The sequence below is a fragment of the Pseudomonas sp. LB3P58 genome, assembly GCF_054897895.1.
On sequence record NZ_JBUBVE010000001.1, the window covers coordinates 1,057,179 to 1,069,917 of the forward strand.

General features: G+C 61.0%; 9 protein-coding genes. All 9 read left to right on the plus strand.

Features of this window, described 5'->3' with window-relative positions; genetic code table 11:
• Positions 1 to 10: 10 nt before the first annotated feature.
• Entirely contained in the window at positions 11 to 1,579 is a 1,569-nt protein-coding gene (locus ACYZTZ_RS04920; RefSeq protein WP_461997404.1) for a flagellar hook-associated protein 3, read from the plus strand.
• Between the two features lie 124 nt (positions 1,580 to 1,703).
• Positions 1,704 to 5,294, plus strand: coding sequence for a glycosyltransferase (locus ACYZTZ_RS04925; protein ID WP_461997405.1), 3,591 nt, complete (start codon positions 1,704 to 1,706; stop codon positions 5,292 to 5,294).
• Positions 5,295 to 6,448: 1,154 nt separating this feature from the next.
• On the plus strand, positions 6,449 to 7,222 hold the full coding sequence (rfbF, locus tag ACYZTZ_RS04930) for a glucose-1-phosphate cytidylyltransferase (protein WP_056742122.1): 774 nt from the start codon (positions 6,449 to 6,451) through the stop codon (positions 7,220 to 7,222).
• On the plus strand, positions 7,204 to 8,286 hold the full coding sequence (rfbG, locus tag ACYZTZ_RS04935) for a CDP-glucose 4,6-dehydratase (RefSeq protein ID WP_461997406.1): 1,083 nt from the start codon (positions 7,204 to 7,206) through the stop codon (positions 8,284 to 8,286). The genes rfbF and rfbG overlap by 19 nt, the downstream gene beginning before the upstream one ends.
• On the plus strand, positions 8,283 to 8,843 hold the full coding sequence (locus ACYZTZ_RS04940) for a dTDP-4-dehydrorhamnose 3,5-epimerase family protein (protein WP_461997407.1): 561 nt from the start codon (positions 8,283 to 8,285) through the stop codon (positions 8,841 to 8,843). Before rfbG ends, ACYZTZ_RS04940 begins: the two co-directional genes overlap by 4 nt.
• A complete protein-coding gene (locus tag ACYZTZ_RS04945; RefSeq protein ID WP_461997408.1) occupies positions 8,840 to 10,066 on the plus strand; it encodes a methyltransferase domain-containing protein in 1,227 nt (408 codons plus the stop codon). Before ACYZTZ_RS04940 ends, ACYZTZ_RS04945 begins: the two co-directional genes overlap by 4 nt.
• Positions 10,063 to 10,920: an NAD-dependent epimerase/dehydratase family protein gene (locus tag ACYZTZ_RS04950; RefSeq protein WP_461997409.1), complete on the plus strand. Its 858-nt coding sequence runs from the start codon at positions 10,063 to 10,065 to the stop codon at positions 10,918 to 10,920. Before ACYZTZ_RS04945 ends, ACYZTZ_RS04950 begins: the two co-directional genes overlap by 4 nt.
• Positions 10,910 to 11,980 carry a class I SAM-dependent methyltransferase gene (locus tag ACYZTZ_RS04955; protein WP_461997410.1) on the plus strand — a complete coding sequence of 357 codons (1,071 nt, stop codon included), beginning with the start codon at positions 10,910 to 10,912 and terminating at the stop codon, positions 11,978 to 11,980. The genes ACYZTZ_RS04950 and ACYZTZ_RS04955 overlap by 11 nt, the downstream gene beginning before the upstream one ends.
• Before the next feature lie 17 nt (positions 11,981 to 11,997).
• On the plus strand, positions 11,998 to 12,735 hold the full coding sequence (locus tag ACYZTZ_RS04960; protein ID WP_056742111.1) for a cephalosporin hydroxylase family protein: 738 nt from the start codon (positions 11,998 to 12,000) through the stop codon (positions 12,733 to 12,735).
• Positions 12,736 to 12,739: the final 4 nt, after the last annotated feature.

Below are 12,739 nucleotides of genomic sequence, written 5' to 3' on the forward strand. Positions count from 1 at the left end.
GTCGTAGATCATGCGTATTTCTACCCCCCAGTTCTACGAGCGCAGCGCTGCGAACTACCAGAAGAACTTCAACAACGTCGTCAATACCAGTCAGGAAGCCAGCGACAACCTTCGCGTACGTACGGCCGCTGATGATCCGGTTGGCGCTTCGCGGTTGCTGCAACTGGGTCAGCAGAGTGCAATGCTCGACCAGTTTTCGACCAACATCACGACGATCAAGAATACGCTGGGTCAGTCCGAGACCGTTCTCAACAGCATCAACAACGTGCTGCAGCGTGCCAACGAACTGGCCCTGGGTGCGGGCAACGCCGGCTATACCGATTCCGAGCGCAACGCCAACGCCTCCGAATTGGGGCAGCTCGAATCGCAGTTACTGAGCCTGATGAACAGCCGCGATGAAAACGGCCAGTATCTGTTTGGCGGGTCCAACAGCGGTACTGCGCCGTACTCGCGCAATGCCGATGGCACTTACAGCTATCACGGCGACCAGACCACCTTGAACCTTCAGGTGGGTGATGCGTTGACCATGCCCAGCAATGACACCGGCTTCAGCATTTTCGAGCAGGCCCTCAACACCAGTCGCACCCAGACCACGCTGACGGCACCGGCGGTGAATGACGGACGGGTCGACCTGTCCAACGGTCAGGTGTCGGGTAGCGTGACTTACAACGACAAGTTCCGCAGTGGCGAGCCCTATGCGATCGAGTTCCTGAGCAGCACTCAGTTCAAGGTCACGGATTCCGGCGGCAACGATGTAACGGCTGAAGCCTCCAACAACGGTGTCTTCGATCCCAAGACGGCCGGTGGCACACAGGTATCTTTCCGCGGTGTCGATCTGCGTCTGAACATCAATCTGAAACCAGGCGATACCACCCCGGACACTGTGATTGCCGGGCATATCTTCAATCTGGGCGCCAAGCCAGACACCTTCAGTGCCACCCGCAGCGCCGGCAATCCATCGACCGCCGTCGTGACGGGAGCCACTGTCAGCAACGCAGCCAACTACAACGCGGCATTCCCCAATGGCGGGGCGATTCTCAAGTTCACCAGCGCCACGAACTATGAGTTGTATGCCTCACCGTTGACCGCTAACAGCAAGCCGGTGTCTACCGGGACCATGGCGGGTTCGACAGCGACGGCCGCGGGTGTGGATTTCACCTTCGGTGGTACGCCGGCGACGGGTGACCAGTATGTGGTTCAACCCAACACCCACCAGACCCAGAACATCCTCGACACCATCAGCAAGCTGCGCACCGCACTTGAGGCGCCGATCGATGGTTCTGCCGCCGCCGAACAGAGCTTTCGCGCCTCGCTGGATTCGGCGATTGCCAACATCGGCAGCGGTAGCAACCAGGTACTCGGTTCGCTGACGTCGATTGGTGCTCGTGGTCAGGCACTGGATATCCAGAGCTCGACCAACGAAAGCCTGACGATGGCCAACAAGACCACCACGTCGTCGATCCAGGACTCCGATCCGGCCGAAGTGCTCAGCCGCCTGACCCTGCAACAAACCATGTTGCAGGCTTCACAGTTGGCCTTCAGCAAAATCAGTCAATTGGGGCTGTTCAACAAAATCTGAGTTTGATCGCTAACCACTCGACGGACGAGATGACCCCTCGGCCGTCGGGTGCAAGCATTTTCTTCCAACCGGGTCAGCATGCCCGGCCCCAGGGCTGGAGCACTCTGCGGTCGAGAGTTTTCCTGTGAGTTCAGCTCCCCTTGTCAGTGTCGCCATCCCTGCCTTCAATCCGCGTTTTTTCCATGCGGCATTGCAAAGTGTCCTGAGTCAGAGCTACGAATCCCTCGAAATCATCATCTGCGACGACAGTCCTGGCGACGAGATTGCGAGCATCGTCGAAGGGGTTTCGGCCCAGACCCGTTTCTCGCTGCGCTATCTGAAAAACCCTCAGCCCCTGGGCTTTGCGGGCAACCTGCTGCGGTGCCTGGAGGAAAGTCGCGGGGAGTACATCAAATTCCTTTGTGATGATGATCGATTGTTCTCTGGCTGCATCGCGACTCAGGCCGCACTGCTGAGCGAGTACGAAGATGTCAGCCTGGTCGGTGCCCAGCGTTATCTGTGTGATGCCGGCGATCACATCCTGCCGCACCGCCTGGAAAACACCGCGATGGCCGGTGGCAATGCGTTGTTCAAGGGGGCAGATCTGCTGGACTTCTTTGAGGTCCGTCCGCTGAACTTCATCGGTGGCTTGAGCAACGTGCTGATGCGCACTGCCGATGTCCGCGAATTGCTGCCGGCGTTGCTGCAACCGGAGGTGGGTTTTGCCGGTTTGCTGGATCTGGTCCTGTTCGTTTGCCTGTTGCGGCGCGGCAACCTGGCAGTGGCCAGTCAGGTGCAGAGTGTCGAGCGCCTGCACCCCGACAGCTTCAAATGTCAGACGGCCGTGCAGCAGCAAATGCTGGTCGAAGGTCAATGGCTGACGCAAATGCTCAACGAGCGCGGCGATAAAGGGACCGCGTTTTCCGGCTGGATCCGTTACTGCGCCGCGCTGCCGGGTGTCGATGCGAAAAAACGCGTGTGGGAGGAGTTTTCCCTCGGCCATTTGCTCGTCGCTCGCCAGGCCCTCCAAGAGTCCAGAGTCGGCAGCGACAGCCGCAGCTTCGGGCAGCTGTATGCGCAGTGGCTGGAGTGTCGGCGCGAGCCTGCGATCCTTGGGCAACTGTTGGCGCAGACGCACGCGTGGCCACACCGACCGACAATCGTTCCGATCGTGATCGACGGCGCCGGCGACCGGCAGGCCCTGGAGCTGACGCTGGAAAGCATCAACGCTCAATGCTACGGCGCTCAGGCCGTGGTGGTGCTGTCCAGTGCGGGCGCTCAAGCGGGGCTGGACGGGCGGGTGCTGAACCTGGCGCTGGAGGCGGATTGGGCGCAGCAGCTTAATGGTGTCTTGCCGCAACTGGAGGGGGCCGATTGGTTCTACCTGTTGCGTTCCGGCGATCGCTTGAGCGAGGCCGCGCTGCTCTTGATGGCCGAGCGCATCGTCGAGCGTCAACATATGTTGTGCTGCTACGCGGATGAAGGCGCGCTGGTGGACGGCATCTCCCGTGAGCCGGTGTTCAAACCGGATTTCAATCTCGACCTGATGCGCAGCTACCCTTACACCGGGCGCGCGTTGGCGTTTGAGCGCAACGGTTTTCTGGCTCGGGGCGGTTTCAGTGCCGACTTCCAGGAGCTGGCGCCTCAAGACTTGCTCTGGCGGATGGTCGAAAGCGCCGGCCCCCACACCATCGAACACATTGGCGAAGTGTTGGTGGAGTCGTCCTTCAGCTACGCCTCGTGGTTGTCTTCGACCGCCGTGGCCGCTGAAAACCCGCGACTGCTGGAGGCGCACCTGCAACGGTTGGGTGTGGCATTCGACTGGCGGGCCGACAATGAAGCGCTGATCAATCAGGTGGATTATCGCCACGCCCGGCAACCGCTGGTGTCCATCATCATTTCCACCAAGGACCAGCTGACGGCGCTTGAGCGCTGCCTGGCGAGCCTGCTGGAAAAAACCGCTTACCCGAACTACGAAGTGTTGATCGTCGACAACGCCAGTCTCACCAGCGAGGCTCGCGCCTGGCTGGACGGCATGGCGCAGCTGGGTAGCGACAAGCTGAGAGTGCTGCGTTACCCCCATGCGGCCAACTTTGCGGCGATTCACAACTTCGCCGCCGCCCAGGCTCGTGGCGACTACTTGTTGATGCTCACGCCGAACAGTGTGATCACTGATGCCGACTGGCTGGACGCACTGATGAGTCAGGCCCAGCGCCCCGAAGTCGGGATCGTCGGAGCGAAAATGGTCTGCGCCCAAGGCACCGTCCAGCATGCCGGACTGGTGCTCGGGTTGCGCGGACCGGTGGGTGCGCCGTTTATCGGCGAATCAATGCAGTCCGGTGGTTACATGCAGCGTCTGCAGGTGGTGCAGAACTACAGTGCGGTCAGCGATGACTGCCTGCTGGTGCGCAAGCAGGTGTTCGAGGAGTTGGGCGGGCTGGACGAGCGTTCGTTCAGCCTGGCATTCAACGATGTGGACCTGGGCTTGCGAGTGGCCAAGGCCGGTTATCTGGTGGTCTGGACGCCTCATGCCCGCTTGATGCTGGTGGAGCCGGCGGTTTCGTTGCAACAGGGGGGCGAACAGGCGCGCCAGGAGCAGCTCGGTCGCGAGCAGCAGACGATCTACCGCAAGTGGTTGCCCGACATGGCCCGGGATCCAGCCTACAACCCCAACTTGAGTCTCACCGGTTCGAGTTTCTGCCTGGAACCTGGCATGCGCCTGGGCTGGAGTCCGTTCGGCAGCCGCAGCTTGCCGCGGGTTCTGGCCTTGCCGGTGAACCAATCGGCTGTCGGGCATTACCGCGTGGTGCAGCCGTTTCTGGAGCTGGAGGCGGCGGGCCTGGTCACGGGTGTTCAAGCTTTCGAAATGCCGTCGATCATCGAGTTGGAGCGTCAATCGCCGGATACGGTGGTGATGCAGGGGCGCTACAACGATGCGCTGGTGAACGAAATCGAGCGGGTCAAAACGTATTCCCGAGCCTTGCGCATTTTTGAGCTCGACGACTACATCATCGACGTGCCGGAAAAAAACGGCCACCTGAAACATCGGCCCAAGGATTTCGAAAAAGCCATGCGTCGTGGCATCAGCCTGTGTGATCGAGTGGTGGTGTCGACCCAGGCGCTGGCTGATGCGTTGAACGGCATGCATCACGATATTCGCGTGGTGCCGAATACCTTGGCCACGCACTTGTGGAGCAACCGCGTTTCCCTGCGCCGCACCGGTGCCAAGCCGCGCGTCGGCTGGGGTGGCGGCACCAGCCATGCCGGTGACCTGGAGATCATTGCCGACGTGGTCCGTGAATTGGCCGATGTCGTCGACTGGGTGTTCTTCGGCATGTGCCCGCAAGCGCTGCTCCCTTACGTGCGTGAGTTCCACCCCTCGGTGGGCCTGCAGGAGTATCCGGCCAAGCTGGCCAGCCTTAACCTCGACCTGGCGCTGGCGCCGTTGGAATACCACATCTTCAACGACTGCAAGAGCAACTTGCGACTGCTGGAATACGGCGCCTGCGGCTATCCGGTGATCTGCACCGACACCGAAGCCTATCGCGGCTATTTGCCGTGCACACGGGTCGTCAGCAACAGCACCGAGGAGTGGCTGCAAGCAATTCGCATGCACCTGGCCGATCCCGAGGCCAGCTATCGTATGGGCGACGAGTTGCGCGAAGCGGTGATGCGTGACTACATGCTGCGCGGCGATAACTTGCAGCTGTGGTACGACGGATGGATCGCGAGCTGATCAATCGTTTAAATCGAAAGGCCGGGCAGTGATGTCCTAATGTTGTTCACTTAAGCTTGGTGTTTCCAGGCACACACACACACACACACATGGGTCGCGAGCGGGCGGTGGATCAAGAGCGAGGCGGCCGACCTGTCTTTTCTTTTTTGTGTACATATCCGTTTCTGCGGTCACGGCGGCTATTGGTTTCGCTTTTACAGCGAGTCACTTTGAAAAGCGCAAAGTAACCAAACGCTCTTGCCCCTTTCGTTCGGTGCCTCGCCCAGGCTCGGCATGCTCTCGCTCCGGTCCTGCTCCGTGGGCCCGCCGCCATCGGCCATCCATGGCCGGGGGCGGCTAACCCGGCATCCATGCCGGGTTGCCCACTGCGCAGAACCTCCACTCGGCCTCTCGAGGGTGCGGGCACCGCAAAAGCCAAAGCGAGGCGGCCTACCGGCCGGCCTGTCTCTTCAAAGCGTACGCATTTCCCCTGTGGGAGCGAGCCTGCTCGCGATGAGGCCCTGTCAGTCGACATCAATGTTGAATGTAAGTCCGCCTTCGCGAGCAGGCTCGCTCCCACAGTTGGATTTTTGGCGGGCATGACATAGGTGTCCACCGCCGATGACCTTGACAGACATCAGGTCGGCTATCAGGCCGCCTCGCTTGGCTTTTGATTTTGATCTGTCTGCCCCTTTCCCAGAGGCCGAACGCAGGTATTGCGCAGGGGGCACCGCGGCAAGGATGCCGCGGTAGCCGCCCCCGGCCATGGATGGCCGATGGCGGCGGGCCCCCGGAGCAATGCCGGAGTGAGGGTATGCCGAGCCTAGGCGAGGCACCGAATGGTGGGGCAGGAGCCCTTGGTTACTTGGGGCTTTTCCAAGTGACTCGCTGTAAAAGCGAAACCGTAACCAGCCATCACCGCAGAAACGGATATGTACTCCAATCTTAAGTGAACAGCATTAGGCAGTGATGTCCGGCCTTTTTTTATGCGAAAAGTGCTGCCCGATGGACGCGTGGAGCTGGCGCGTTTCCTGCAAGTCCCCCTTGCATCGCCATAAAACGAGCACTCCCGGCCTGTCCGGAGGCGCTATGAACGGCAAAAAGGTTTTAGCCAGAAGGCCCGCAAAAGCTTGATACAGCTTGGCTGAGCCCTGTGAAGAACAAGAGGGGAGACGATGAAGGCAGTTATTTTGGCGGGTGGCCTGGGCACGCGCATCAGCGAGGAGTCGCACCTCAAGCCAAAGCCGATGATCGAAATCGGCGGCAAGCCAATTCTCTGGCACATCATGAAGCAGTACTCCGCCCACGGTATCCACGACTTCGTGATTTGCCTGGGCTACAAGGGGTATGCGATCAAGGACTTCTTCGCCAACTACTTCCTGCACACCTCTGATGTCACCTTCGACATGTGCAACAACCGCATGGACGTTCACCAGAACTACAGCGAGCCGTGGCGCGTCACGCTGATCGACACCGGCGACGACACCATGACCGGTGGCCGCCTGCGCCGCGCCGCGCGTTATGTGGAAGGTGAACAGGCCTTCTGCTTTACCTACGGCGACGGTGTCTCGGACCTCAACATCGGAGCCCTGGTGGATTTCCATTTGGCCCACGGCAAGCTCGCCACCGTGACCGCCGTGCAACCCCCGGGACGTTACGGCGCACTGGAGCGTGACGGCGACAAAGTGTTGGGTTTCACCGAGAAACCGCGCGGAGACGGTGGCTGGATCAACGGCGGTTTCTTCGTGCTGTCGCCCAAAGTGCTGCCGTATATCGCTGACGATCAAACCTCCTGGGAAGCCGAACCTCTGGCCGCATTGGCCACCGAGGAGCAGTTGCAGGCCTTTCAGCACGACGGCTTCTGGCACCCGATGGACACCCTGCGCGACAAGAATCACCTTGAGGCGTTGTGGCAGAGCGGGGAGGCCCCATGGAAACTATGGGACTGAGCCCGGAATTCTGGCGCGGCAAACGGGTTCTGCTGACCGGCCATACCGGTTTCAAAGGCAGCTGGCTGACATTGTGGCTGCAAAGCCTCGGTGCCGACGTCAGCGGATTTTCGCTTGATCCGTCGACCGAGCCGAGTTTGTTCGAGCTGGCGCGGGTGGCTGAAGGCATCAACGATCAACGCGGTGATCTGCGTGATCTGGGCGCCTTGCTGGAACTGATTGCCGAGGTGCAACCGGAAATCGTCCTGCACCTGGCAGCTCAGCCTCTGGTGCGTGAAGGGTATCGCGACCCGCTGGGGACTTACTCCAGCAACGTCATGGGCACGCTCAATCTGCTTGAAGCGATCCGCCAGGTCGGTGGCGTGCGCGCGTGTGTGCTGGTGACCACCGACAAGGTTTACGCGAACAAAGAATGGCTGTGGCCATACCGCGAAAACGAAGCCCTCGGCGGACATGATCCCTATAGCAGCAGCAAGGCTTGCTGCGAGTTGCTGGCCCAGTCTTACGCGGCGTCGTTCTTCCCGGCCGAGCGCTATGCCGAACACGGTCTTGCGCTGGCCACGGCCCGGGCCGGCAACGTGCTGGGCGGTGGTGACTTCGCGCCGGAACGCTTGATCCCCGACGTGCTCAAGGCCTGGTCGGCGGATGAGCCGGTGACCCTGCGCTACCCGCAAGCCGTGCGCCCTTGGCAGCACGCGCTGGAGCCGTTGGCCGGTTACCTGCAACTGGCTGCCGGCCTTTACGAGCAAGGTCCCGAGTTCGCTGGCGCCTGGAACTTCGGCCCGAGCGAAGCGGACATGTGCAGCGTCGGCGAAGTGGTCGAAATGCTCGCCAACCGCTGGCCGCAAGCACGCGGACTGCGCATCGAGCCGAGTGATTTGCATGAGGCCGGTCTGCTGCGTCTGGACAGCAGCCGCGCCCGTCAACGGCTGGCCTGGGCACCGCGCTGGTCGTTGCAGCAGTGCCTGACCCAGACCCTCGATTGGCACCTGGCGTGGCAAAACGGCGACGACATGCGCGCCATCACGTTGGGTCAGCTGAACCTGTACCGAGGCGCAATGTGAGCGAGTTTCTGTTGAAGCCTTTGCCGCTGGCCGGACTGTTCTGCGTGCAACACAAACGCTTCGAAGATGAGCGCGGGCACTTCGCGCGGCTGTTCTGCGAAGGCAGCCTGAGCGCCTTCGGCCAGCCGTTTCATATCCGCCAGATCAACCATTCCTGCACCCGCGAACGCGGCAGTGTGCGCGGTCTGCATTATCAGAACGCCAGCGCACCGGAAGCCAAGCTGATCACCTGCCTGCGTGGTGAAGTCTGGGACGTGGCGGTGGATTTGCGCCCGGACTCCGAGACCTTCCTGCACTGGCACGCCGAACACCTGCGGGCCGGCGACGGTCGTAGCCTGTTGATCCCGGCCGGTTTTGCCCATGGTTTCCAAACCCTCACCGATGACGCCGAATTGCTTTACTTACACAGCGCTGATTACGCGCCTGCGCACGAGGGTGGTTTATCGGTGAACGATTCACGGCTGGCGATTGCCTGGCCGTTGCCTGTCAATAATCTGTCGGCCAGGGATTCCAGCCATCCCTTGCTCGATGAACACTTCGCTGGAGTGCGTGTATGAATTGCCGTGGTTGCGCTACTCCGCTGGCTTTGCCGCTGATTGACCTCGGCACTTCGCCGCCGTCCAACGCCTACGTGCGCGCCGATCAGCTGGAACAATCCGAGCAATGGGTGCCGCTGAAGGTTGCGGTGTGTCAGCAGTGCTGGCTGGTGCAGACCGAGGATTACACCCGCGCCGACAGCCTGTTCGACGCCGAGTACGCCTATTTCAGTTCGTTCTCCAGCACCTGGCTGGCCCATGCCGAGCGCTATGTGGGCGAGATGGTCGAGCGCTTTGGCCTGACCGCCGACAGTCGCGTGGTGGAAATCGCCGCCAACGACGGTTACTTGTTGCAGTACGTGGCCGGGCGCGGCATCCCTTGTCTGGGCGTCGAGCCGACCCGCAGCACCGCGCAAGCGGCACGGGAAAAAGGCCTGGAGATTCGTGAGCTGTTCTTCGGCCGCGACACCGCTTCGCAGCTGAGCGCCGAAGGCTGGGCCGCTGACCTGATGGCCGCCAACAACGTGCTGGCCCACGTGCCGGACATCAATGATTTCCTCGGTGGTTTCGCGATCTTGCTCAAGCCGACCGGCGTGGCGACGTTCGAGTTTCCGCAGTTGCTGACGCTGATGGCCGGGCAGCAATTCGACACGCTGTATCACGAGCACTATTCCTACCTGTCACTGACCGCCGTGCAGACGTTGTGCGCGCGCAACGGTCTGGAAGTGTTCGATGTCAGTCAGCTGTCGACCCACGGCGGTTCGCTGCGTGTCTTCGTCCAGCGTGCTGATGGCGTTCGCCGCGACGTACAACCAGCGGTTCAGCAACAGTTGCAGGCCGAACTCGCCGCCGGTGTGAAAACCCCCGAGTACTACACGACCCTCGCGCCGGCCGCCGAACGCATCAAACACGAACTGCTGCGTTTCCTGTTGCAGGCGAAAGCCGACGGCAAGCGTGTGGTGGGATACGGCGCCGCCGCCAAGGGCAACACCTTGCTCAACTACGCCGGGGTCAAGCCGGACCTGCTGGCCTGGGTCGCCGATGCCAACCCGCACAAGCAGGGCAAGTACTTGCCGGGCAGTCGTATCCCGATCGTTTCGCCGGCGCAGATCGACATCGAGAAGCCGGACTACGTCCTGGTCCTGCCGTGGAACCTGCTGCACGAAGTCAGTCAGCAACTGGCTCAGGTGCGCGAGTGGGATGGCCGATTCGTCATCGCCGTGCCTGAGTTGACCGTGCTGTGAAGGTCCTGGTCACCGGTGCCACCGGGTTCGTCGGCCGTCATCTGGTCGCTGCCTTGCTCGCCCGTGGCTGTCAGGTCCGGGCCGTGGCGCGCAACGTCGAAATCGCCGCGAGCATGTCGTGGATCAATGCCGTGGAGTTCATCGCAGCGGATATTCACGCCGCCGACCTGGACATCGCTGCGCTGACCGATGGCGTCGATGCCTTGGCGCACCTGGCCTGGCCAGGGTTGCCGAACTATCAGGCGCTGTTTCACTTCGAGCACAACCTGATGGCCGATTACCGGTTCATCAAGGGCGCGGTCGAGGCGGGCGTGTCGCAGGTGCTGGTCACCGGGACCTGTTTCGAATACGGCATGCAGAGTGGGCCGCTCAGTGAACAGAGTGCGCCGCAGCCGAGCAATCCTTACGGGCTGGCAAAAAACTCCCTGCGCGTGTTCCTCGAAAATTTGCAGCGGGTTCAACCGTTCACCTTGCAATGGGCGCGGCTGTTTTACCTGCACGGCACCGGACAGAACCCCAACAGTTTGCTGGCGGCGCTGGACCGGGCGATCGATGCCGGGGAAGAACGTTTCAACATGTCGGCCGGTGAGCAATTGCGCGATTACCTGGTGATCGATACGGCCGCCGGTTACCTCGCGGCGATCCTGCAACAGCGGGACTTCAATGGCGTGATCAATTGTTCCAGCGGTCAGCCGGTTTCGGTCCGGGCGCTGGTCGAGCAGCGGCTGCGTGAGCGTGGCGCATTGATCAGTTTGAATCTCGGCCACTACCCATACCCGGCCCACGAGCCGATGGCGTTCTGGGGCGTGGCGGACCGCTTGCAACAGTTACTGGGAGCAGAGCATGACGCATGAGTTGTATCGGGTCGCCGACCTGCCCGTGTTGCAGAATCGCACCTTTGCCGACCCGCAATCGGCCAGGGCTTCGGCCTCTGCCGACATGGTCTTGGTCCAGGATGAGCAGAGCGGGTTGATCTTCAACCAGGCCTTCGATGCCGACAAGCTCAGCTACGACGCCGATTACCAGAACGAGCAGGCGCATTCCGGTCAGTTCCAGAAGCACCTGAGCGATGTCGAAGGGATCATTGCCCGGCACTTCAAGGGCCAGGAACTGATCGAAGTCGGCTGCGGCAAAGGTTATTTTCTAGAACTCCTCAAAGGTCTGGGCTATGCCATCACCGGCATCGACCCGGCCTACGAAGGCGACAATGTCGACGTGATCAAGGCCCCGTTCACGCGCGGGCTGGGTCTGGCGGCGGACGCCATCGTGCTGCGTCATGTGCTGGAACACATTCAGGATCCGGTGAGCTTCCTCGCCGAGATGGCCGACGCCAATCAGGGCGGACAGATCTACATCGAAGTGCCGTGCTTCGACTGGATCATCGATCACCGCGCCTGGTTCGACCTGTTCTACGAGCACGTCAATTATTTCCGCCTCGATGACCTGCGCCGGATGTTCGGCACCGTGCATGAGGCTGGTCACCTGTTCGGTGGCCAATACCTGTACATCGTGGCCGACCTTTCGACCTTGCGCCTGACCCCGGAGCAAACGGTGCCGCGCCTGGACCTGCCCGAAGGTTTCACCGGCAGTCTTGAGCGCGCGGTGCAGATTATTCAGGCCGCACCCGAACAAGGTTCGGCGATCTGGGGCGCGTCGTCCAAAGGCGTGATCTATTCGCTGTTCCTGCAACGGGCCGGTGTGGCGGTGGATCGTGTGGTGGATATCAATCCGGCCAAGCAGGGCCGTTATCTGCCTCTGAGCGGCGTGCGGGTGTCCTCGCCGCAAGAGGCCATGGATGCCCTGCCCGAAGGCGCCCATCTGTTTGTGATGAACTCCAACTACCTCGAAGAAATCAAGCGGATGACCGGTGGACGCTACGTCTATCACGCCGTCGACAGCGCTTCGTTCCAGTGACTATTGAGAATTTTCAGATGACCGACAACACCATCAATAAAGCCTTCGAAGCCGAATGCCAGGCAGAAATCGCCCGTCAGGGCGATGACCAGACACTCACCGGTCTGGCCCAGGATTTCTTCAACCAGTCGGCCAAGCACAAGTACAGCTACCACTTCTCGTGGATGGGCCGTCCGATCATTCAGCTGCCGCAAGACATGATGGCGATGCAGGAAATCATCTGGCAGGTCAAACCCGACCTGGTGATCGAGTGTGGTATCGCCCACGGCGGTTCGATCATCTACTACGCATCGCTGCTGGAGCTGCAAGGTCACGGTGAAGTGTTGGGCATCGACCTCGACATTCGTCCGCACAACCGCGAAGCCATCGAAAGCCATCCGATGAGCAAGCGCATCAAGATGATCGAAGGTTCGAGCATTGATCCGGCCATCGCCGAACAAGTGCGTGCCGCTGCCGAAGGCAAGAAAGTCATTCTGGTACTCGACTCCAACCACACCCACGATCACGTGCTGGAAGAACTGCGCCTGTACGCGCCACTGGTGTCGGTGGACAGCTACTGCGTGGTCATGGACACCGTGGTTGAAGACATGCCGGCCGACTTTTTCCCGGATCGTCCGTGGGGCCCGGGCGACAACCCGAAGACTGCCGTGTGGAAATACCTGGAAGAAAACCGCGACTTCGAGATCGACCGTCAGCTGCAGAACAAGCTGCTGATCACCGTCGCTCCGGACGGCTATCTGCGTCGGGTTCGTTAAGCAA